This is a genomic window from Kordiimonas sp., from assembly GCF_048260245.1.
Taxonomy (GTDB): Bacteria; Pseudomonadota; Alphaproteobacteria; order Sphingomonadales; family Kordiimonadaceae; genus Kordiimonas.
Map to the genome: position 1 here is coordinate 42146 of NZ_JBLXGZ010000021.1, position 23324 is coordinate 65469.

Genomic DNA, 23324 nt, shown 5'->3' on the forward strand with positions numbered 1-23324 from the left:
CTAGTAGTCTACAGAGAAGCGGACACCGAATGTGCGTGGCCGGTTGGTTGAAATGCGCTCATGGTCGAACACCAGGTTATTGTTCAGTTGCGCACGTTCGTCTGTCAGGTTTTCACCGAACACTTCAAACATCCAGTTGTCCTTGCGAATCCCGAAGGAAAGACCAGCAAGCACATAACTATCCTGTTTGGCTCTGTTGATGAGTACAATGTCCGACCAAGAAGACGCAGAATAAGCGATGGAGGGTTGAATGAAAGCTTCCAGGTCTTCGGTGATGAACCACTCATAACGTGCACGCCAGTTTGTCTGGAAATTCGGCGCATATGAGAGTTCTTCGCCTGGGCCAGCTATCGCTACACTGGCGCCAACCAGCTCAGTGATCTCTGTATCCAGGAAGGAGAAGGCCCCGAAAACTGACAGGCCCGGCACACTTTGAGGGACCCAGGTCACATCGCCTTCAATTCCCTTGATCTCGGCATTCGCTGCATTGTCAGAGAAGAACAGGTTGGTCACTGTCGGGTCAAAAATCGTGGTCTGAAGGTCCTTGATGTCGACAAAGAAAGCGCTACCGTTGAAGCGGAGCGAATTATCCAGAAGGTCAAGTTTCCAGCCAAATTCATAGTTGACCACCTCGTCAGTACGCACCACAGCAGGAACAGCACCACCCCCGGCACCTGCTGGTCTGTTGGGTAGGCCCGGACGGAAGCCTTCGGAATAGGTGAAGTAGAACAGCGTGTTCTCATTCGGTGTCCAGGATACGTTACCTTTGAACACCCAGCCTTTGGCTTCTGCCCCCTTTGGCACGGGGACGCCGTTGATTACCTGAGTACCATCAAACTGGGTATCAAGATTGGTGCCGAAGTCGTTCACATCTTCCTGATAGAAAAGGTTATTGAAAGATGAATTGGCGCTGCCTTTCAGGCGTACGTCTACGTCATGCCAGCGGGCGCCACCTGTGATCGAAAGCGTGTCCGGAATAAGGTCGAAAGTTGCTTCCCCGAACAGGCCAACCTGTTTGTCGGTGCGGGTGATGTCGTTAAAGAAAATCACACCTTGTGGTCTTGGGGTCGGGTCGCTAACGCTTGAACCGGGTAGGGGACCATTTTGCGGGAACCCAACTTCACCCGGGCCATAGCCTTGCACGTTGATGGAGCCTGGATAGGTGAAATCGTTACGCTCAACCAGCTTCTGGTCGCTATAAAACCCACCGAATGTACCGCGTAGACGTTTTTCTGAAGGCGTATTGAAACGCAGTTCGTGGGTCCAAACTTTTGTTTCAGTTTCCGATGCCACATAAAGGTTCGGCGCTTGGCATGTGCCTGATGGCGCAGCATCGCCGGGATAGCTTACGGAAGCGTCACAGATATAATACGGCAGATACTGACCTACGAAAAGATAGTCGGTGTAGTCGACTGTCTGGTCGGTATCGCGGTTGAGGTAAGCCCCGGCATACACCATTTCAAGTGCACCCAACCGACCTTCTACTGTCAGCGCGGTGTTGTTGAAATCGTCCATGATCTCGTCCGGTGAGTAACGCTGTACGGACAGGTCATCCTCGTCATCAAGTTCAGGATCATAGAAGAAGACGCCCTCGCTATCGATGCGTTGGCGGGTGTGGCTCATGTTTACCGACCAGTCGCTGTTTGGATAGTAAACAGCGCTTACCCGCGCGCCAGTATAGGATGCATCGTTGAAATTTTCTTCGACCAATGCCTGATTGTTTGCTTCAAGGAAGGTAACGTCAGACAAGTCGGCTCCGGCCTGGAAACCGGGCGATGTCGGCACACCATTCGGGCGGTCTACTGACCCCGCAAAGCGGGCGCTTCGGGCAGCCGTTATTGTGCCGGGTACGTTGTCGATATAGCCGCCTTGGTTATCCACATAAAAGACGCCACGTACAGCGAACTTATCCTCTGCAATTGGGAAGTTGACCATTGCTTCGACCTTCTCACTCATCTCACCGCCTTTGGTGAAAGAGAGGCCGCCTGAAACCTTGGCCTGAAACTCAAGCGTATCAGGTTTGTTGGTGATCAACCGTATGGTACCCGCCTGAGAACTGGCCCCAAACAGAGTGCCCTGTGATCCGGGCAGCACTTCAATACGGTTCAGGTCGGCGGCGTATACGTCAAGGTTGCGGCCCACCTGCGTTACAGGCTGTTCGTCAAGATAGAGTGCAACATTTGGAGCTAGGCCCGCAACGCCAGCGGTTGTCAGGTTCGGAGTGGTGGAAGCCAGACCGCGGATGTAAATCGTGCCTTGGCCAGGTCCACTACCGCCTGCGGATACGCCGGGCAATTGGAGCAGGTAGTCGGTAAACACATCCACATCTGTTTGCTCAAGCGCGGTCATACCCATGGCCTGCACAGCAACAGGAATGTCCTGTGTGCTCTCGGCACGTTTTGTTGCGGTAACAACGACCTCTTCGATGCGGCCGCCTGCAGCACTTTCTGCGGAGGCAGATGTGATAGGCGCCAATATTGAGGCGGATGTTAAAAGGCTTAATTTCAGTGCCTTCCTAGCGTTCATGACAGAGCGTCTCCTATTTTTTTGTTTATGCACGCATAGGACCCAGCCCTAAGCCGTTGTCAGCACGGCTACGCAAATGCAAAGGATAATTATTAAATTTATTATTTGAGTACGAAGAAAGTTATAGGGATTTTCAAGCGGGCTGTCGATGAATGTAATTGATAAAAAATAAGTTTATCGGTCAAGGCGGCAAGCAGTGTTGCAAAAAATCAATAGAACACAAAGCATACTCTTGGAGATTGTAGCTTCACCTGCTCAAAGAGGGCCGATTTGCCTGTTTGGCGACGCATATGCCGAGCTTTCCAGACGTGCCGGCACCTCATGAGAATGCATCAAGCTCGTGACTTAGTGATTGTACTGCATTTTTTCAGGACTTATAGAGAGCGGAAGCTTGAAAGGATCCAACATGAGTGAACTCGCTCCCTGCCCGAAATGTAACTCGCCTTATACATATGAAGACCGGGACATGCTTGTGTGCCCGGAGTGTGCGCATGAATGGACGGCGACCGAAGAAGCCGCTGCGGCACAGGAGAAGGTTATTGCCGATGCGAACGGAAACCCACTCTCGGATGGAGACACCGTAACAGTGATCAAGGACCTGAAGGTCAAGGGTTCATCAAATGTGGTGAAGGTGGGTACCAAGGTGAAAAACATTCGCCTCGTAGACGGTGACCACGATATTGATTGCAAGATAGACGGGTTTGGCCAGATGAGCCTGAAGTCGGAATTTGTGAAAAAGATCTGACCGGTCAGTGGTCGGGAAGAAAAGCCGCGAACAATCTCGCGGCTTTTCTTTTGTTTGGTGCAGCTTATTTCCATGCGCGCAATTTGTGGCCTTTGACTGCATAAAACCAGATGAGCAGGTAGCATGGCAGGCACAGCCAGTAGGCGGGCTGCATGTCACCGAAGCTGGACGAGAGTGCGCCAAGTATGGGTGGCAATACGGCGCCACCCGCAATTCCCATGATCAGCAGCGCCGAGCCTTGCGGTGTGAACTTGCCAAGGCCGTCAAGCGCCAGCGGCCAAAGTGCAGGCCACACCAGCGCATGGGCAAGGCCCATTAGCGCCACGAACATCACCGCGTTGGGTACTGTGGGAATACCTGACCAGCCGATCAGGGCCAAGGACAGCGAATGGCTTTCAGTTGAAGCGAGAACCACGCCCATCACGCACAGAGTGCCTGCAATCGCTGAGCCGAGGAGGGCTTGCTGCTGGCTGATGATCTTCGGAATGCAGGTGACGCCGATGACATACCCGATGGTCATGCACACCATAGTGTAGCTGGTGAGTGTGGCAAAGTGGCTGACGCCCAGTTTTTTGCCAAACAGCCCGATACTGTCGCCGGCGATAACCTCAACGCCGACATAGGCGAATAGCGACAGGGCGCCGAGCACCACCTGAGGGAACTGAAAAATACTCTCTTTTTCTTTACCGGCAGCGATGGAAGGTTCGTCCTCGGGTTCAATGTGCGGCAGTGGCGAAAATCTTACAAGCGCGATCAGGAAGGCCAGCGCTCCCGCCATATAGAGGTACGGCATGATCAGTTTTTCCGACAGTGTCTGTAGCTCCGGTGCTGTGAGGGCTTCCAGCGCTTCAGGGGAGGTGTCGCCAAGGTCCGAGAAAATCAACGCGGCGAATACCATGGGCACAATAACGCCAGCCCCTTTGTTGATCAGCCCCATGACGCTGATGCGTGTCGCGGCGCTCTCTTTTGGACCCAGCAGTACCACATAGGGGTTGGACGCCGTTTGCAGGATGGTCAACCCGGTGCCTAGAACAAAAAGCCCGAACAGGAACATGGGATAACTGGCTGCGAGCGCTGCGGGGATGAACAGAAGGGCACCTGCGACCATGATCGCAAGACCAAGTGCCATGCCGTTCCGGTACCCGATCTTGCCCAGCACCAATGACATCGGAAACGCCATGATGAAATAGGCGAAATAGAAGGCGGTGGTGACAAAAAAGGCCTGAAACTCGTTCAGGTGGCAGATGATCTGCAAAAACGGAATAAGCGCCCCGTTCAGCCAGGTGACAAAACCAAAAATAAAGAACAGCAGTCCGATGATTGCCATCGGGATCATGGTGCCGTTTTTCTTATCCCCCTCGGGTAATGCTGCATCCATAACGTTATTCTCCTTTTCCCCGGTTCCCATGTTATTGCCCGCCATAGCGGGTGCCCCCAATCCAGACGTCCTGGACTTCGATATTGTCGTTCAAAAGCACAAGGTCGGCTCGCATGCCTGCACGCAGGCTGCCATAACGGTCAGCAATGCGCAGGAAGGTCGCCGGGGTTGCACTGGCCATTTTGGCCGCGCCCTCAATGGGGATGCCCAGCATCCTGTGTGCGTTGCGTACGGCGGATGCCATATCAAGGTCCGAGCCCGCAAGTGTGCCGTCAGACGCAGTACAGCGCCCGTCTGTGACGGTGATCTCCCGGCCCTGCAGCATGAAATTCTTTTCACTCGCCCCCACGCTTGGCATGGCGTCGGTCACAAGCATCAGGTGGTCGGCGCCTTTGGCATGCAGCGCCACGTTGAGGGCGGCTTTGTGCACATGAAAGCCGTCCACGATAATGCCCGCAAATGTGGTGCGGCTTTCAAGCGCGGCCCCCACAACGCCCGGAGCGCGGCTTTCGAGCCCGGACATGGCGTTATAAAGGTGGGTGAAACCCCTGACGCCGGCTTTGAGTGCCGCGCATGTTTGTTCGTAACTGGCGTTTGTGTGGCCGGTGGATAGAATGACGCCTGCGTCTGTCAGGCGGCGGATCATCTCTGGTGTGGTGGTCTCGGGCGCGATCGTGACGAGAGTGATGCCGTGCTTGAGTGAGGTCAGCAGCTTGAAAGCCTGCTCATCGATTGCACGGAACTTGCTTGCATCGTGCACGCCTTTTTTCGCGCTTGCGAGGAAGGGGCCTTCGATGTGAATGCCAAGTATCCCCGCTACACCTTCTTCGATCGCCTGTTCGGCCGCGCGCATGGCTTTGTCCACGACCGTGAGGTCATCGCTGATAAGCGTGGGCAGCAATCCGGTGGTTCCGTAGCGGCGATGCGCTTCAGCAATTTTCCCAATGCCTTCGGCTGTGGGGGCGTCATTAAACAGGACGCCGCCGCCGCCGTTGACCTGGACATCGATAAAGCCTGGCATGAGCATTTGCCCACCAAGCGGATATTTTTTCATGTCTTGCGGCAGATCTGTGGTTTTACGCAGTTCCTTGATGGTGTCACCCTCAAGGACCAACGCGATTTCGTCTGTCCAGCGCGGGCCAATGAAGGTTCGGGCTTCAGTCAATGCAAATGCCATCAGACCGTCTCCGTTACTTTGTTGAGGTGAGGTGGCTCATCCGGGTTGTAACCGCGCGCCAGTGCCAGCGCGTTTGCCATTTTGTAAAAACTTTGGATGAACAGGATCGGCTCAATCACTGGGTCGGCGTTTTTTACATACGGGAGGGCGGTTACACCAGCCGCTTTGAAACCGGCAGTCATAACTGTGGCGCCTCGCGCAGTGAAGTCTTTTACAAGGTCTTCAATGCTCTCACGGGTTGCGTCATTCTGGCTAAAAACAAGGACCGGAAAATCGGCATTCACGATGGCCATCGGGCCATGTTTGACTTCCGCAGCGGAATAGGCCTCTGCATGTAGTCCTGAGGTTTCCTTGAATTTCAGCGCTGCCTCAAGGGCTACGCCGAAACCCGCGCCGCGGCCGACCACAAAAAAGTTGCGGGCGTGTTCAAGGGCTAGGGTTGCGGCGCTCCAGTCCAGAAGCCAGGCTTCCTGCAGTTTGCCAGGCAGCGAGGCAGAGGCTGTTTTCAGCGTATCGCTTTCCGTCCATGCTGCAACCATCTGCAATATAGCGCTGAGAGACGCGATATAACTTTTAGTCGCTGCGACGCTTTTCTCCGGTCCGGCGTGCAGGGGGATGACTGTATCGGCGATTTTGGCCAGCGGTGATTCGGCCACATTCACGAGGGCAATGATATAAGCACCGCCAGCTCTGGCTGCTTCCGCAGTCCTTACAAGATCCGGACTTTTGCCGGACTGGGAAATGGCAATACACACTGTGCCCTCCAGCATCTGTTTCGCAGCATAGACGGAGCTGACAGACGGCGCGGCACTTGAAACGAGAAGGCCCAAATTTGTCTCAATGACATACTTTGCAAACATCGCGGCGTGATCAGAACTGCCGCGCGCACAGGTCACCACAGCACGGGGCTTGAGTTCGCGCAGCTTTTGGCCGAGATCGCGCAAGAGGGTTTCATTGCAGTCCAGTTGTCTGGCAACTACATGGCTGGCTTCCCTTGCTTCGCGGTACATTAAGGTGCTTTCAGCGGTGATGTTGGTATTGCCTGTCATGATACTTTCCTTACTCATGCATGTAGTTCGGCGACGAAGTCGTAAGCGTCGCCGCGATAGTATGACTGGGTGACCTCCACGGTTGTGCCGTTCGCGAGAAAACCTCTTCGTTCGATGAAAAGGCCGGGGTCTCCGTCCTGAACGCCCAGGCGTTTGGCCTGCTTTGGTGTGAAGGTCACGGCACGCAAGCGCTGCAGTGCGCGTACGGGTCGGTGTCCTGTGCCTTCGAGCGCTGTGTATAGCGATGTCTTGACCGTATCGAGGCCGGGTAAGGCGAAGGCCGGAATAATGGCCGTTTCAATCGCCATTGGCGTGTCGTCGGCATAACGGATGCGGGTGAATCTATACACCTTTGTGCCGGGGCCAAGGCCAAGATTCAGGCTTTCTTCCGGTGTGATAATGCCTTCTGCGCGGGTTACCCACTCACTGCGCGCGGACCAACCTCGGCCAGCCATGTCCTCCGAAAAGGACGAAAGGCGGGAGAAAGGCTTTTCTACACGTCCGGATATGAAGGTGCCAGCCCCTTGTTTGCGGTCCAGAAGGCCATTTTCCACAAGTCCGTCCAGCGCCTTTCGAACAGTGATGCGCGATACCTGCATGTCGGTTGCGATGTCCCGCTCTGGCGGCAGGGCGTCCCCTTTGGGCAAGGCTCCGCGCTCGATAGCCCGTTCTATAGCGCGTTCAAGTTGCTGATATTTAGGCAGCGAGCTGCTGCCGTCCAAGTTTCCGATGAGGTCTGAAAGTGCCATTGTTTATCTTCTTGGCTAGAGGAAGAAGACATCTTTATCACATATATAATACCAATTAAATACCAAAATAGAATGTTTTGTACTCGAAAATATAACGTAAGTAATTTATCATAGGTTTTGCAACGCTTTGGCTTATGCAGGCCATTGTGAAATTGACAGCGGTGTCAGTTAGGCGTAGTTTCCGGCGCGAGTAATATTTGGGAAGAATGTGATGCTAGATGTTTTCGATTTGGTCATCTTTGGTGGCAGTGGTGACCTCTCGCGCAAGAAGTTGCTGCCGGCGCTTTATGCGGGTTTTGTAGCAGGGCGTGTCGCGGCTGAAAGCCGGATTTATCTTACCTCTCGTTCCGGCCTCAAGGGCGACGTTTATGAGTGGCTTCAGGAGGTGTTTGCCGAATCACAGCCTGCTTGTCCGGTTGAAGAAGCGCAGTTGGAAACATTTGCCTCAATGGTTTCCGTTGTCCAGCTTGGCTTGTCAGAAGAGGGTGAAGACTGGATCAGTCTCAAAGAATCGCTCGACAGCAAAAACGAACGTCCCCTCGTGCATTTCCTTGCCATTCCGCCCGGCCTGTTTACCAGCACCTGTGAGTTGCTTGGTAAATATGAGTTGAATGGTGAACGCGCCCGTGTCGTGCTTGAAAAGCCGCTGGGGCATGATCTTGCCTCCGCGCAGGCGATCAATGCAGACGTGGGACGTGCATTTGAGGAAAACCAGACATTCCGTATCGATCACTATCTTGGCAAGGAAGCGGTTCAGAACCTGCTCGCTCTGCGTTTCTCGAACATCCTTTTCGAAGAACTGTGGAGCGGACGCACTATCGATCACATTCAGATCACCATTGCGGAAGATCTGGGTGTTGAGGGGCGCGCGGGTTTTTACGAGGGTACGGGTGCCATGCGTGACATGGTGCAGAACCACCTGTTGCAGCTTTTGTGTTTGGTGGCCATGGAGCCGCCCGCGCGCATGGATGCCGATAGCATCCGGGACGAAAAACTGAAAGTGCTCAAATCGTTGAAGCAACTGTCAGGGGCCGAGATCGACAGAGATGTGGTGCGGGCACAATATGCGTCGGGGGCCATGAACGGAGCTGCTGTTGGAAGTTATGCTGAAGACTTGAAGCTTGATCACCCGAGCAATACCGAGACTTTCGTTGCTCTCAAGGCGCATATAGAGAACTGGCGCTGGGCCGGCGTGCCATTTTACCTGCGAACGGGCAAGCGATTACCGGACCGTTTTGCCGAGATTGTCATACAGTTCAAGCAGGTCCCGCATTCACCGCACCCGGGTTGGGGTAACAACATCAAGCCGAACCGCTTTATCATTCGTCTGCAGCCGGAGGATCATCTGGCTCTGCGTATGATGGTTAAAAACCATTCCGCGAAAGCCGAGACGCTGAAAGAGGTTGAGATGAACCTTGATGTCACGGGTGACGACACCATTCGTCTTGGTCCTTATCTGCGCCTGATACTTGATGCCGTGAGGGGTGACCAAAGCCTCTTTGTCCACCGTGATGAGGTTGAGCATGCCTGGCGCTGGGTTGACCGCATTATTGAGCATTGGGATCAGTCAGGTGAGCCGCCAGAGACTTATCAATCTGGTACATGGGGGCCTTATGAAGCTCATGACCTGATGACACGAGACCGGCGCGAATGGTTCCATGAATCTAACAATAGAAAGGCTGCGCGTTGATCAACTGGCGCAAGTTTGAGGACCGGACACAGCTGGTTGATGCGCTTGAGGAAGATACTTCCGAGGCGCTTAGTCGTGCGATCCGAAAAAATGGCCGGGCGGCCTGGGCTGTTTCAGGTGGCTCTACGCCAAAGCCCCTTTTCGAGGCCATGGCACACGTGGCGTTGCCATGGGAAGATGTGCAGGTGGCGCTTGTGGATGAGCGCTGGGTGGATACGCATCATCCTCGCAGCAATGAGGCTTTCATGCGCGGTGCCCTGCAAACAGGCCTTGCAGCCGAAGCGCATTTTGTCGGTATGAAGACCAAGCACGATAGCCCGTGGGAAGCCGTCGCCGAGGTGAATAGGCGTTACAGCAGCCTTGCGCAACCTTTTGCCAGCGTGCTGCTTGGCATGGGCGCCGATGGCCATACGGCATCTTTTTTCCCGGATGCTGAAGGGTTGGAGGCCGCGCTGGATACGCGTAAAGATGCGCTTTGTGCAGCCGTGACCGCAAAAAAAAGCGAGGTAACGGGTGATGAGATCGACCGCATGAGCCTGAGTGCCTCCGCCATTGCAGCCTCCCCGCATGTTGCCCTGATGATCACAGGGGAAGAGAAAAAAACGGTCCTTGAACGGGCTATTGAAAAGGATACCCACCTGCCGGTTGCGCGGCTCGCGGAAGTAGCCAATATAACAGTTTATTGGGCGCCCTAAGTCCCCGGGCAGCCTCAACGTCTTGATGACGGGAGCGTACCATGACAAATGCAAAGCTGACCGAGATCACCGAACGTATTCGCGCGCGGTCGAACAAAAGCCGTGCGGAATATATGGCACGTATCGAGGCCATGCGCGGCTCAGGCCCGGCGCGGCCTCACCTGTCTTGCGGTAACCTTGCGCATGCCATTGCGGCTTGCTCGGAAGCCGAGAAGGCGAAGCTGATGCAGGAAGGCATGGTCAATATCGGTATTGTCAGCGCTTATAACGATATGCTCTCGGCACATCAGCCTTATCACGCCAAGCTTGATGAGGTTAAAGAGGCGGTGATCAAGGCAGGCGGTGTTGCCCAGATGGCGGGGGGGGTGCCGGCTATGTGTGATGGGGTGACCCAGGGTCAGCCGGGCATGGAAATGTCTTTGTTCAGCCGCGAGGTTATCGCCATGGCAACTGGCATCGCCATGAGCCATAACGTTTTTGATGGCGGGCTTCTGTTTGGGATATGCGACAAGATCGTACCGGGGCTGTTGATCGGTGCACTTGCTTTTGGCCATCTGCCATTTGTTTTTGTGCCGGCAGGACCAATGCCGACCGGTATTTCAAACTCTGAAAAGGCCAAGGTGCGCCAGCAGTTTGCCTCCGGTGAGGTGGGCCGGGACGCTCTGCTTCAAAGCGAAAGTCGCGCATATCATAGCCCCGGGACCTGCACATTTTATGGCACAGCCAATTCAAACCAGATGATGCTGGAAATGATGGGGCTGCAACTACCAGGTTCAAGTTTCTTCACACCCGAGAATGGTATCCGCGCAGCGCTGGACGCAGCTGCTGCGGACTGCATCGTTAAACTGTCAGAAGCAAAAAACGGTACAGGGCTTGCCGAGATGGTGACGGTTGAGGCGGTTGTGAACGGTGCTGTCGGCCTGCTGGCCACCGGAGGGTCCACCAACCATACGCTGCATATTGTTGCCATTGCGGCGGCGGCGGGCATCGAGATCACATGGCAGGATTTCGCAGAGCTTTCCGAGATTATTCCGTTGCTGGCGCGGGTATATCCCAACGGCACCGCCGATGTGAATGCTTTCCATGAGACCGGGGGGACGCCCTTTGTTATCAAGCAATTGCTGGCAGGAGGCTTATTGCATGAGGATGTGGAAACTATCGTTGGCCGCGGGCTCAAGCCGTTTGCCGAAATGCCTGCGCTGTCTGGGAACAAGCTTACATGGCAAGCTTCGCCGGAAGAGCCTTCTGACAGCATGATTTTGCGCAAGATAGATAATCCGTTCCAGTCAAATGGAGGTCTTGCGCTGTTGACAGGCGCGCTGGGCGAAGCGGTGATGAAGATCTCTGCCGTGAAACCTGAGCATCGTTTTGTCGAGGCGCCGGCGGTGGTCTTTGAAGATCAGGACGACCTGCTGAAGGCATACAAAGCCGGGCAGCTTGAACGTGATTTTGTTGCAGTTATTCGCTTTCAAGGGCCGCGCGCCAACGGCATGCCCGAGTTGCACAAGTTAACACCAAGTCTTGGTGTGCTTCAAGATAAGGGCTTCAAGGTCGCGCTGGTGACCGATGGGCGTATGTCGGGTGCCAGTGGCAAGGTGCCATCCGCGATTCATGTGACACCGGAGGCCGCGAACGGCGGGCCGATTGCTCGGGTGAAAGATGGCGACATGATTCGTGTCGACGCAGAGCGGGGCGAACTGGTGCTTTTGGTTGATGAAAAAGAATTTGCTGGCCGTGCGCCATCCAAAGGGCCTAATAATCCTGAAACATTTGGCCGTAATCTATTTGCAGGTATGCGGGCGCTGGTGGGCCCCGCGGGCAAGGGCGCATCTGTTTTCACCGAAAATGAGGGGTAGTAATGTCTGACGTTGTTGATGTTCTGAAAAGGTCACCGGTCATTCCGGTTCTGGCATTCCAAAGCGAGGAGGAGGCAGTGGCAGTATGCCGGGTGCTTTTCGACGAAGGTTTGAGTGTGCTTGAAATTACGTTGCGTCACGACAGTGCGCTTTCAGCCATTAATGCCGTGAAAGCTGACCTTCCTGCTGATGCTTGCGTGGGGGCTGGTACAGTTATCACACCGTATCTCGCGGAGGCTGCAATTGAGGCTGGGGCTGAATTTGGCGTAAGCCCCGGCCTGACCGCCAGTCTTGCGGAAGCCGTGACTAAGCTGAATTGGCCTTTCTTGCCCGGTGTAGCATCGCTTTCAGAAGCAATGCAAGCGCGTGAATGGGGGTTTAGGGCCCTTAAGTTTTTCCCTGCCAATATATCCGGGGGTACAGGGTTCCTCAAGGCGGTGAATAGTGTGCTGCCGGATCTCGTGTTTTGCCCTACCGGTGGTGTTTCAGTTGATACCGCGCCGGACTACAGGTCATTGCCGAACGTGGCGACTGTGGGCGGTTCCTGGATAACCCCTCGGGGTAAAGGCGGTGCGATTGATCTTGCGCTGGTGCGCGAGTTGGCCCGGACGGCAGTTGAAGCTGTTTAAAACCAACACGCTTGATTGCTTTTTGCCGCGCGGCACTGTTTGATAAGGCTTTGGTCAGGCGGGGGCATATAATGGGCGTTATACCGGTCACAATTCTTTATGCGGGCCTTTATGGTTTGCTCATGGCGTTCCTCTCCATCCGGGTGTCGTTTTCACGCGCCCGGCTTGATGTGGAGTTCGGCGACGCCGGACATGCTGATTTACAAACAAAAATACGCGTGTTTGGTAACTATACAGAATATATGCCGATGATGGTCGTCATGTTCCTTGTGTTGGAGCTTGCTCACACGCGAGCCGTTCTTTTACATGCCATTGGTTCTTCGCTTCTGTTCCTGAGAATTCTCCATGCGGTAAGCTTGAAAGCAGACGCGCGGCCTGTTGCGTGGCGTCGAATGGCGAGGTTTGTATCAGCTTTGGGTACGCTTTTGATTTTGATCGGTATGAGTTTACTGCTTGTGAAACCCTATATCCTTTAATAATTTGAACGATCGTTGAAATTTCTACGGATCTCCCCTTGACCGTCATGGCCAAAGGCCACTAGGCTCTGCGTCCAACTGGTGGAGGGGAGGCCATCTGTGAAAGCAATTCATCTAGCCTTTGCATTTTTACTGGCGATCGCCGGTATTACGGTCTTCATTCTCATGAGTGATCCCCCGATGGGCGCAAGCGGCGTAGCTCACGATGCCATTGCCGGCATGAAGCTTGGCGGTGACGGCGCCGCGCGTCTTGCAAGCATTGGCCGGGCACCTTTTTACTTCCAGCTTGGCGTGATCGGTTTTGCGGCGACCCTGCTCTATATGGGCATCGCGGAACATCGGCGTGACAAGGTGTTGAAAGCCGCCATTCTGTCAATGACGGCGATCGCCCTCTTTATCTGGTACATGCTGTATAGCGGTTATGAGGACTATCTTGCGACCGGAGAAACGGATGTCGTGTTTGGCTTTCCTGTTCCCACAAACTGGATGTTCTGGGGCATTTGGGGAAGCTTCGCGATTTTTGACCTGTTTTACGTGGTGGCATTCCGCCGTTATTTCCTGCCCAAAGAAGATGAGGCCGCGTTCAATGCCCTCGTTGCCGAGCTTAAGGCAGACGAGGAGCAAGCCTAATGGAAGAATATCGTCAGGCGATTATCCTCTCCTGTGTGGGGCTTTACATGGTGATGTGCATCTGGGTTGGCCTGTGGGCCATGCGGCGCACAAAATCGGCGGGTGACTTTTTTGTGGCTGGCCGTGGCCTTGGGCCCATTGTTGTCAGCCTTGCGGTGTTTTCGTCCACGCTGTCCGGCTTTGGCTTTGTGGGTGGGCCTGGGCTTGTATATGCAACCGGACTAAGTTCGATCTGGATGGCCGTGTGTTCGGCGTTGGGCTTTGCGACAGGCTTTTATCTGATCTCAAAACGGATCCGTATGGTGGCGGAGGTGCGGGATACCATGTCGCTACCGGATGTGGTGTTTGCCCGGTATGGCAGCAATACAGCGCGGCTTTTGACGGCGGGTACTATCCTTCTCGGCGTACTTGGGTATCTGGCGACACAAATTCTGGCCATGGCGCTGGTGTTGCAGTCCATCTTGTCCGCGACGGAAATGCTGGCCGATATCAGCCTGATTTCTTGTGTGTTGATTTCCTCCACGGTGCTGATTTTCTATTGTGTGACAGGCGGTATACTTGCCTCCGTCTATACGGATCTTGTGCAGGGGATTGTGATGATTGTCTCTGGTGCACTTGTGGTGATCACAGCGGCCAGCGTGTTCGATGGCGGTTTTACCGAGGTCAGCGCCATCCTGCTTGAGCGGGACGGTGAGGATATCATGCCGTTTGGCACGCTCGGTACCATGGCGTCGCTCAGTTGGTTTTTCCTTTTTGGTCTGGGTCTTGCCGGCCAGCCCCATGTGGCCACAAAAATGATGATGAACCGTAAGCTGAGCGATAACCGCATCATCATGCCGATGACTGTGCTGGGTTATGTTGTTGCCGCGATGCTGTGGATTTCGGTTGGTGTGGTGATGCGCGCGCTGGTGCTTGGCGATGTGGCCTTGCCTCTGGGCGCTCCAGATGAAGCTGCACCGGCGTTCCTGACAACGTATGCTCACCCGCTTTTGGCGGGCATTGTGTTCGCTGGGCTTTTCGCGGCAATCATGTCCACCGCCGACGGTTTCCTCAATATTGGTGCAGCGGCAATCATCCACGATATTCCAAAAGCCATCCGGGGCCGCTCGCTGGACAATGAGCTTTTCTGGGCACGCACCGCCACCATCGGACTTTCGGCGCTGTCGGCCGGTTTCGCGCTCTATAGCTACTATGGCAGCAATGCGCTGGTGGCGATCCTTGGTGCCTTTGGCTGGGGCACTTTTGCGGCGGCGCTTGTGCCGGTGGTGGTTATTGGCCTCAACTGGAAGCAGGCCAGCGCGCGGGCGGCCATCGTTGCCATTGCAGCCAGTTTGACCATTAACCTCGGCATTCAGTTGTTCGACGTTGCGGTACCATACGCGATCTCGCCGGGGTTCCTCGCTATGCTCTCGTCGCTCATTCTCTTTATCGGGGTGTCACTACTGGAAAAGCCGAAGCCGTTGCCAAAAGATATTGATCGGATCATGGATCTCTGACGTACAGTTTTACGAACATATACGTCGTATTTTTTGATCCAGAGGCTTTTTGTGAAACCGGTTATTATCCTGATGAACGGCGCTATTCGGCTGGATGACCATCCGGCTCTTGCCCGTGCACGCGACACTGGCGCCCCTGTCATTCCTGTTTTTATCCTTGATGATGCGTCCGCCGGAGCATGGCGACTGGGTGGTGCTCGCAGGTGGTGGCTTCTTAAGTCTTTGTCGTCGCTGCAAGCTTCCCTGCGGAAGGCGGGCAGTGGGCTGGTTCTGCGCTATGGTGACACCATAGAGTGCCTGAAAGCCTTGATTTCTGCGGCAGATGCGAGTGCTGTGCATATGACCCGGTCCTATGAGCCTGAGGCGCGAAAGGTGCAGGACGCTGTGCATGATTTGTGCAAAGATCTGGGCGTCTCGGCCCGGCGTTTTTCCGGCAATCTGCTGCTGGAGCCAGAGCAGATTCGCAACAAAACTGGCGGTATATACGAGGTTTTCTCACCCTTTTGGCGGCGTGCGCAGGAGCTGATTGATGATACAGCACCCGTAAGTGCACCTGTGCAGTTACGCGCGCCTGAGAATTGGCCTGTCAGCGATGACCTCAGCAAGCTTGAGCTGGAGCCAAAACCCGCCTATTGGGCTGAACCGATTGCTGCCTTCTGGACACCGGGTGAGGAGGCCGCGCGTGAACGCTTGAACGATTTTCTGAAGGGTGCGGTGCTTGGCTACAAGGACATGCGGGACTATCCCGCGACGGACGCAACCTCGCGCCTTTCCCCCTATCTGGCCAACGGTGAGATCAGCCCCCGGCGCATCTGGCATGAGACCATGATTGCGATAGGTGGCGATAAAGATATTGAGCGTGGCGGAAACTGGTTCCTGCGCGAGCTTGGCTGGCGCGAATTCAGCAGCCACCTGTTGTATCATTTTCCCCACATCCCGCAGCGCGCGCTCAAAAGCAAGTTCACCGCCTTCCCGTGGCGGGAGGGGCATGATGAAAAAGTCGCGGCATGGCAGAAGGGCATGACCGGGTTCCCCATCATCGATGCGGGTATGCGCCAACTTTGGCAGACTGGCTGGATGCACAACCGGGTGCGCATGATCGTGGCATCGTTTCTGGTCAAGGATATGCTGTGGCACTGGCGCACAGGCGAAGACTGGTTCTGGGATACGCTTGTGGACGCTGACCTCGCCAACAATGCGGCAAGCTGGCAGTGGGTCGCAGGTTGCGGCGCGGACGCTGCACCCTATTTCCGCATCTTCAACCCCATAACCCAGGGGGAGAAGTTTGACTCCAGGGGCGCCTATATCCGCGAATATGTGCCGGAGCTAGCAGAGCTGCCGGACGAATATATCCACAAGCCGTTTGAAGCCCCTGCGGGCGTGCTGAAAATGGCAGGTATCAAGCTTGGCGAGACCTACCCCAAACCCATTCTTGACCGTAAGGCCGCGCGGGAGCGCGCGCTTGCTGCGCTGGCGACCACGCGGCAGGACAGTTAGCCGATTTTCCCGGCATTGCGCAGGGCTGTGATAGCCTCATTGTCATATCCGAGGTCGGCCAGCAAGGCATCGGTGTCGGCGCCCCGCTTTGCCGGGCCTGCCGTGACCTCAGGTGCTGTGCGTGAGAAACGCGGTGCTGGTGCTGGCTGGTGCAGGCCGTCGATCTCGATGAAACTTTCTCTCGCTTCATTGTGCGGGTGCTTGTGCGCTTCCCAGAACGGCAGGATGGGGGCAAAGCAGGCATCGGTGCCTTCCAGCAGGGCGCACCATTCGTCTTGGTCGCGCGTCTTGAAGATGACTGTCAGCTCTTGCCTCAGGCCAGCCCATTCCACCGGGTTAAGGTGTTTCTGCATCCATGAGGCATCAAGGCCCGTCTTTTCAATGAACACCTGCATGAACTGCGGCTCAATTGCACCGAGGGAGACATATTTGCCGTCCTTGGTTACGAACGTGCCGTAAAAATGTGCACCGCCGTCCAGCAGGTTCACGCCGCGCATCGGTGCCCATCGTCCGTTCGCCAGCATGGAGTGGAAGATGGACATCAAAGCGCTTGAGCCTTCCACCATGCTGACATCAATAGCCTGCCCCTTGCCCGACGTGCGAGCCTCGAGGATGCCGCACACCAGCCCGAAGGCCAGCATCATGCCACCGCCGCCATAGTCGCCCACAAGGTTGAGAGGGGCGCTGGGGGCGCTGTTCCCCGGCCCCATGGCATGCAGCGCGCCCGAGAGGGAGATATAATTGATATCGTGCCCCGCGGTTTTGGCCAGTGGGCCGGTCTGGCCCCAGCCGGTCATGCGGCCATAAACCAGTTTTGGGTTGGCTTTCAGTGCCTCATCGGGGCCAAGGCCCAGTTTTTCCATCACACCGGGGCGGAAACCTTCAAACAGCGCGTCTGCGGTTTCACATAGCTTGAGAAGGGCGGTGCGCCCTTCATCAGACTTCAGGTCAAGTGCTATGGAGCGTTTGCCGCGCCGGTTAATATCAAGTTTCATCTCAAGGGGAGAGGGCGGGCCAGCGCGGTCAACCGCGATGACTTCCGCACCCATATCTGCCAGCATCATGCCTGCGAACGGGCCGGGGCCGATACCAACGATTTCAATAATGCGAATTCCCTGTAACGGCCCCATATGTCCCCCCTTGATGCTTGCCTCCGCTTATTTTGGCGCCATGCGCGCGGCGGCATCCATGCGGATCGTCTCACCGTTGAGATAGGCGTTTTCAACGATGTGACCAGCAAGTTTTGCATATTCGTGTGGTTTGCCCAGTCGCTTGGGGAAAACAACCTGCTGTTTGAGGCTGTCGACTGCGGCTTCGGGCAGGCCATCAAACAGTGGTGTATGAATAAAGCCCGGTGCGATGGTCATCACCCGCACGCCCTGACGGGAAAATTCACGCGCTGTCGGCAGCGTCAGCGCAGCGATGCCACCTTTGGACGCCGCGTAGGCGGCCTGGCCTATCTGGCCTTCAAACGCCGCAACGGATGCGGTGTTGATGATGACGCCGCGTTCGCCGTCTTCGTTCGGCTCATTGGTCTGCATGGCTTCGGCCGCCTGCGCCAATACGTTATAGCTACCGATCAGGTTAATGGAGACCACCTTTTTGAAGTGGTCCAGCGGATAGCGGTTCCCCTCGCGGTCCAGCACTTTTTGTGGTGTACCGATACCTGCACAGTTCACCGCGATATCAACGCTGCCATATGTGTCCTTGGCCACAGCGATAGCGTTTGCCACAGCAGCTTCGTCCGTCACGTTGGTGTTGACATAAGTGACCTTGCCCTTCAGCGCGGCCTCAACGGCGGCGCCGGCTTCGTCATTGAGATCAAGAATGACGACGTTGGCGCCAAGGCTTGCGAAATGCTCAACAGTTGCCCGGCCAAGGCCCGATGCGCCGCCGGTTACAAGTGCGGTTTTACCTTTAATATCCATTAAAATGCTCCAGATCGGTTATGTTGCGGCGCAGCATAGGGGAGCGCAGGGGCATGATCAAGCGTCACCGTGCCGCATTTGGCAGGGTGGCGGATTTCAGCAGCATATCATACAAACGTGATGACGTTTTTGTGTGCATTCGCCTTGGTATTTAGGTCTCGGGGCTTATATTCGTATGCGAAAACTTGGTCCCCCAGGTAAAGCTATTTGAGTGAGATCGGACACTTTATGGAATTTGATTACGACCTTTTTGTCATCGGTGCGGGCTCTGGCGGTGTACGCGCCAGTCGCATTGCAGCAGGCTTCGGCGCCCGGGTGGCTGTGGCGGAAGAGTTTCGCGTTGGCGGCACCTGCGTTATCCGTGGTTGCGTGCCGAAGAAGTTGCTGGTCTATGCGTCACATTTTGCTGAAGATTTTGAGATGGCAAAAGGGTTCGGCTGGACCGTGGGCGAGACCAGTTTTGACTGGAAGACCCTTATAAGCCGCAAGGATGCGGAGATTGACCGCCTGAACGGCCTTTACATTAAAACCCTTGAGGGGGCGGGGGTCGAGATCATCAATGGCCGCGCGGTTGTGACAGGCCCGAACTCGGTATCTTTAGGTGGCCGCGAGATCACCGCGAAGACCATTTTGGTCGCGACCGGCGGTTGGCCACACATGCCGGACGTGCCAGGCATCGAGCATGCCATTACTTCGAACGAGGCCTTTCATCTTGATGAACAGCCAAAGCGCATAGTGGTTGTCGGCGGAGGTTACATCGCGGTGGAGTTTGCCGGTATCTTTCGCGGCATGGGGTCCGACGTGACCCTGCTTTACCGTGGCGAACAGATCATGCGCGGTTTTGACGACGACTTGCGGGACCGCCTGACTATAGAGATGCAGCGCAAGGGAATTGATGTGCGTACCGGCACCAATGTGACCGGGATTGAGAAGCTGGACACTGGTGTTCACCTGACCTTGACCGATGGCAGTACCATGGAAGCCGATGCGGTAATGTACGCCACCGGCCGGGTGCCAAACACCAGCGGGCTCGGGCTTGAGGCTGCAGAGGTCGAGCTTGGGAAAGGCGGTGCCGTGAAAGTGGATGCATTCGGCAAAACCAATGTTGACAGTATCTATGCGGTGGGTGACGTGACGGACAGGGTGCAGTTGACGCCGGTGGCGATCAAGGAAGGACACGCCTTTGCACTGACGGTTTTTGGGGGTACGCCCACGTCGCCTGCGCACGACGCCATCCCAACGGCGGTGTTCTCCCAGCCGCCGATTGGTACAGTGGGCCTTTCGGAATCCGATGCCAAAGAGAAGTACGGCGATATTGACGTGTATACATCTGACTTCAGGCCGATGAAGCATACTTTGGGTGGTTCGGACGAGCGCGCTTTCACCAAAATGATCGTTGACAAAAGCACTGGCAAAGTGGTTGGTGCCCACATGATTGGTGTGGACGCGGCCGAGATTATTCAGGGCATCGGTATCGCCGTGAAGGCGGGGCTGACCAAGGCCCAGTTTGATGCCACAGTTGCGGTGCACCCTTCCAGTGCGGAAGAGTTTGTGCTGATGCGGACGCCGCGAGACAATTAAGATAGGTTATTTGAGGCTTTAATAGAATAAAATTCTCAAAATAGCCGTGATACATGTGTTCGATAGAAAAAATTCTTCGTGTTTTTGCTTGAAGGCAGCTATTAAAAGCGCACATGTGACAAAGAGCATTGACAGTGGGCGCTGTTAGGGGTTGCCTGCGCACTTTAAGGATATGGAATCAGATGGCTTCTGACGTACAGGTTCTGGAATCGGCAGTTGTCCGCTTCGCGGGCGACAGCGGCGACGGCATGCAGCTTACCGGCAGCCAGTTTACCACTTCAACGGCGCTGTCCGGTAGTGATCTTGCCACCTTCCCGGACTTTCCGGCAGAAATTCGCGCACCTGCGGGCACCACCTTTGGCGTCTCCGCCTTCCAAATCAACTTTGGTGCAAAGTCGATCAAGACAGTGGGTGACCGCCCTGATGTGCTGGTGGCAATGAACCCGGCGGCGCTGAAGGTGAACATTAAAAACCTTCGTCATGGTGGCTTGCTGGTGGTTGATACTGGCGCCTTCTCCAAGCGGAACCTGCAAAAAGCGGGCTATGATGTTGACCCGCTGTCGACACATGAGCTTGAAGCTTACCAGCTTGTTGAGCTTGATATCTCCAAAATGACCCTTGAGGCGGTGAAAGAGTTTGGCCTTGGTAACAAGGAAGCCTTGCGCTGTAAGAATATGTGGACGTTGGGGCTCATGCTCTGGATGTTCAGCCGCAAGCGTGAGCCTGTTATCGCGTGGCTGGAGAAAAAATTTGCTAAACTCCCTGACATCGCCGGCGCGAACGTTGCCGCGCTGAATGCCGGTCATGCGTTTGGTGAGACGGCAGAGCTGTCGGTGCATTTCAAGCGTTATCAGATTGGCGCGACTCACAGCGTGCCGGGTATCTATAAAACTGTGACGGGTAGCCAGGCGCTGTCTTGGGGTATTGCGGCCGGCGGCGAGCTTGCGGGCTTGCCGATTGTGCTGGGGTCTTACCCTATCACCCCGGCGTCGCCCATTTTGCACACGCTTTCAAACATGAAAGAGCTGGGGGTTGTGACCTTCCAGGCGGAAGACGAGATTGCAGCCATTTGCGCGGCCATCGGCGCGGCTTACGGCGGGGCACTGGGTGTAACCAGTTCGTCAGGCCCGGGGATTGCGCTCAAGGGTGAAGCGCTGGGCCTTGCCATCTCGACCGAATTGCCGGTGGTTGTGATCAACAGCCAGCGGGGTGGCCCGTCCACTGGCCTGCCGACAAAAACCGAACAGTCCGACCTTTATCAGGCCATTTATGGCCGCAACGGCGATGCGCCGATGCCGGTGATTGCGACACGCAGCCCGGGTGACTGTTTTGAAGCAGCGATCGAAGCTTGCCGGATCGCTGTCAAATATATGACGCCGGTGATGCTGTTGACGGACGGGTTTATCGCCAACGCGGCAGAACCTTGGAAGCTGCCGGACCTTGACAGTATCGAGCCCTTCAAGGTGACATTTGCTGAAGCGCCGGAAGAGGGGGCAGAGTTTAACCCGCTCAAGCGGGACGAGGTAACGCTGGCGCGTCACTGGCCAAAACCGGGTGTGGCGGGCACCGAGCACCGTATCGGTGGTATCGAGAAAAGCTTTGATACCGGCCATATCTCCTATGATCCGGAAAATCACCAGAAGATGACCGACACCCGCATGGGTAAAGTCGACGGTATTGCGGGCGATATTCCGGCGCAGGATGTCGATCAGGGTGAAGACAGCGGCACACTGGCGGTTGTTGGCTGGGGTTCAACCTATGGCCCAATCTCCGAAGCGGTAAAAGCCGCGCGGGAAGACGGCCTTAATGTTTCGCACATTCATATTCGGTATCTTAACCCATTCCCGGCTAACCTTGGTGCATTGCTCAGCAGCTTTGACAAGGTTATCGTGCCGGAGATGAACACCGGGCAGCTCAAGACCGTACTTCGGGACAAGTTCCTGGTAGACGCCAAGCCGCTCAACAAAGTTTCAGGCCAGCCGTTCACAATCCAGGAGATTCTGGATGTGATCCGCGCTGAAGCCAGCAGTTAAGGGAGATGGTGCGATGAATGAACTGAGCGCCCCCAAGGCCAATCTGACCATCAAGGATTTTACCAGTGACCAGGAAGTGCGCTGGTGCCCTGGCTGTGGTGACTATGCCATCCTTAAATGCATGCAGCGCACGTTGCCTGAGATGGGGGTCACCCGCGAAAATACAGTTTTTGTATCTGGCATCGGCTGCTCCAGCCGCTTCCCCTACTACATGAACACCTATGGTTTCCACACCATCCATGGCCGTGCGCCTGCGGTGGCAACGGGCCTGAAGCTTGCGAACCCTGAACTGGATGTCTGGGTTGTCACCGGTGATGGGGACGGCTTGTCAATCGGTGGTAATCACCTGATGCATGCGCTTCGGCGCGATGTGGACCTGAATATCCTGTTGTTCAACAACAAGATTTATGGCCTGACCAAAGGACAGTATTCGCCGACGTCGGACATGGGCACACGCTCGCCGTCCACGCCGCAGGGCTCGGTTGACCCGGCACTGAACCCGATCAGCTTTGCCCTTGGCTCTGGTGCGCATTTTGTAGCGCGCACGGTGGATACCGCACAAAAGCATATGCCGGGTGTTTTCAAGCGTGCGCATGCTTTCAAAGGCGCGTCCTTTGTGGAGATTTTGCAGAACTGTATTGTCTATAACGATTCTGCCTGGAAGGGCATTACCGAGAAAAACGTCGCCGCTGACAAGCAACTGCTGATCGAACACGGTGAAAAAATGCTGTTTGGTGCTGAAGGTAACAAAGGCATTCGCTTCAACGCGCAGAAGTTTGCCCTTGAGGTAGTGGTCATTGGTGAAGACGGTGTCACGGAAGATGATATCCTTGTTCATGACGAGACCAATATGCAACTGGCGCGTATGCTGGGTGAGCTTGGTGGCCAGCCGGATGAACCGATGGTTATGGGCGTGCTCTACGCGCATCAGGCGGATCATAGCTATACAGACGCTGTGCTGGGGCAGGTGAATGAGCGCAAGGGCAAAACCACCCTTAAAGACATTATGTACGGTGGCCAGACGTGGGAAGTAAGTGAGACTATCACGTCCTGACGCTTGTGCGGCATAACAAGATGAAGCCCGGCTCCTACGCCGGGCTTTTTTTTCGGTCACATCCCGACAGCTTCGATTTTGATATCGTCGGGGAAGGGACGACCCTTTCCGGTCTCAACATACTCTTTGAGACTT

General features: G+C 55.4%; 19 protein-coding genes. 12 read left to right on the forward strand and 7 right to left on the reverse strand.

Annotated features, from left to right (window positions below):
- Positions 1–2526 carry a TonB-dependent receptor gene (locus tag ACN0VM_RS11630; protein WP_417451053.1) on the reverse strand — a complete coding sequence of 842 codons (2526 nt, stop codon included), beginning with the start codon at positions 2524–2526 and terminating at the stop codon, positions 1–3.
- A 406-nt stretch (positions 2527–2932) separates the two neighbouring features.
- Between ACN0VM_RS11630 and ACN0VM_RS11635 the strand changes: the two genes are divergently transcribed.
- Positions 2933–3271, forward strand: coding sequence for a zinc ribbon domain-containing protein YjdM (locus tag ACN0VM_RS11635; RefSeq protein WP_417451054.1), 339 nt, complete (start codon positions 2933–2935; stop codon positions 3269–3271).
- Between the two features lie 64 nt (positions 3272–3335).
- Here the strand turns inward: ACN0VM_RS11635 and ACN0VM_RS11640 are convergent, their stop codons facing one another.
- From ACN0VM_RS11640 to ACN0VM_RS11655, 4 genes are read right to left on the reverse strand one after another with little or no spacing between them, the layout of a single operon-like run.
- Entirely contained in the window at positions 3336–4649 is a 1314-nt protein-coding gene (locus ACN0VM_RS11640; protein ID WP_417451055.1) for a sugar MFS transporter, read from the reverse strand.
- 31 nt (positions 4650–4680) lie between these two features.
- The gene (gene nagA, locus ACN0VM_RS11645; protein ID WP_417451056.1) at positions 4681–5826 is read right to left on the reverse strand and encodes an N-acetylglucosamine-6-phosphate deacetylase; all 1146 of its coding nucleotides are present in this window, start codon (positions 5824–5826) and stop codon (positions 4681–4683) included.
- A complete protein-coding gene (locus ACN0VM_RS11650) occupies positions 5826–6875 on the reverse strand; it encodes an SIS domain-containing protein (RefSeq protein WP_417451057.1) in 1050 nt (349 codons plus the stop codon). The genes nagA and ACN0VM_RS11650 overlap by 1 nt, the downstream gene beginning before the upstream one ends.
- Positions 6876–6889: 14 nt before the next feature.
- Positions 6890–7624, reverse strand: coding sequence for a GntR family transcriptional regulator (locus tag ACN0VM_RS11655; protein WP_417451058.1), 735 nt, complete (start codon positions 7622–7624; stop codon positions 6890–6892).
- A 211-nt stretch (positions 7625–7835) separates the two neighbouring features.
- Here ACN0VM_RS11655 and zwf point away from each other — a divergent pair, with 211 nt between their 5' ends.
- The 8 genes from zwf (at position 7836) to ACN0VM_RS11695 (ending at position 16593) form a co-directional block, all read left to right on the forward strand.
- On the forward strand, positions 7836–9314 hold the full coding sequence (gene zwf / locus ACN0VM_RS11660; protein WP_417451059.1) for a glucose-6-phosphate dehydrogenase: 1479 nt from the start codon (positions 7836–7838) through the stop codon (positions 9312–9314).
- Positions 9311–10009, forward strand: coding sequence for a 6-phosphogluconolactonase (pgl, locus tag ACN0VM_RS11665; RefSeq protein WP_417451060.1), 699 nt, complete (start codon positions 9311–9313; stop codon positions 10007–10009). The genes zwf and pgl overlap by 4 nt, the downstream gene beginning before the upstream one ends.
- 41 nt (positions 10010–10050) lie before the next feature.
- The gene (gene edd, locus ACN0VM_RS11670) at positions 10051–11865 is read left to right on the forward strand and encodes a phosphogluconate dehydratase (RefSeq protein ID WP_417451061.1); all 1815 of its coding nucleotides are present in this window, start codon (positions 10051–10053) and stop codon (positions 11863–11865) included.
- A 2-nt stretch (positions 11866–11867) separates the two neighbouring features.
- Complete coding sequence (locus ACN0VM_RS11675; protein WP_417451062.1) at positions 11868–12494, forward strand: bifunctional 4-hydroxy-2-oxoglutarate aldolase/2-dehydro-3-deoxy-phosphogluconate aldolase; 627 nt, start codon at positions 11868–11870, stop codon at positions 12492–12494.
- A gap of 71 nt (positions 12495–12565) precedes the next feature.
- Positions 12566–12970: an MAPEG family protein gene (locus ACN0VM_RS11680; RefSeq protein ID WP_417451063.1), complete on the forward strand. Its 405-nt coding sequence runs from the start codon at positions 12566–12568 to the stop codon at positions 12968–12970.
- Positions 12971–13069: 99 nt separating this feature from the next.
- Positions 13070–13600 carry a hypothetical protein gene (locus tag ACN0VM_RS11685; protein WP_417451064.1) on the forward strand — a complete coding sequence of 177 codons (531 nt, stop codon included), beginning with the start codon at positions 13070–13072 and terminating at the stop codon, positions 13598–13600.
- Positions 13600–15096, forward strand: a complete 1497-nt coding sequence (locus tag ACN0VM_RS11690) for a sodium:solute symporter family transporter (protein WP_417451065.1) — start codon at positions 13600–13602, stop codon at positions 15094–15096. The genes ACN0VM_RS11685 and ACN0VM_RS11690 overlap by 1 nt, the downstream gene beginning before the upstream one ends.
- A gap of 51 nt (positions 15097–15147) precedes the next feature.
- The gene (locus ACN0VM_RS11695) at positions 15148–16593 is read left to right on the forward strand and encodes a cryptochrome/photolyase family protein (RefSeq protein WP_417451066.1); all 1446 of its coding nucleotides are present in this window, start codon (positions 15148–15150) and stop codon (positions 16591–16593) included.
- Here the strand turns inward: ACN0VM_RS11695 and ACN0VM_RS11700 are convergent.
- Both ACN0VM_RS11700 and ACN0VM_RS11705 read right to left on the reverse strand, forming a co-directional pair.
- Positions 16590–17723, reverse strand: a complete 1134-nt coding sequence (locus ACN0VM_RS11700; RefSeq protein ID WP_417451067.1) for a CaiB/BaiF CoA transferase family protein — start codon at positions 17721–17723, stop codon at positions 16590–16592. The genes ACN0VM_RS11695 and ACN0VM_RS11700 overlap by 4 nt on opposite strands.
- A gap of 27 nt (positions 17724–17750) precedes the next feature.
- A complete protein-coding gene (locus ACN0VM_RS11705; RefSeq protein WP_417451068.1) occupies positions 17751–18521 on the reverse strand; it encodes an SDR family NAD(P)-dependent oxidoreductase in 771 nt (256 codons plus the stop codon).
- Positions 18522–18749: 228 nt separating this feature from the next.
- Here ACN0VM_RS11705 and gor point away from each other — a divergent pair, with 228 nt between their 5' ends.
- The 3 genes from gor (at position 18750) to ACN0VM_RS11720 (ending at position 23189) form a co-directional block, all read left to right on the forward strand.
- Positions 18750–20102, forward strand: coding sequence for a glutathione-disulfide reductase (gor, locus tag ACN0VM_RS11710; protein WP_417451072.1), 1353 nt, complete (start codon positions 18750–18752; stop codon positions 20100–20102).
- Between the two features lie 182 nt (positions 20103–20284).
- Complete coding sequence (locus ACN0VM_RS11715) at positions 20285–22135, forward strand: 2-oxoacid:acceptor oxidoreductase subunit alpha (protein WP_417451069.1); 1851 nt, start codon at positions 20285–20287, stop codon at positions 22133–22135.
- Positions 22136–22148: 13 nt separating this feature from the next.
- On the forward strand, positions 22149–23189 hold the full coding sequence (locus tag ACN0VM_RS11720; RefSeq protein ID WP_417451070.1) for a 2-oxoacid:ferredoxin oxidoreductase subunit beta: 1041 nt from the start codon (positions 22149–22151) through the stop codon (positions 23187–23189).
- Positions 23190–23324: the final 135 nt, after the last annotated feature.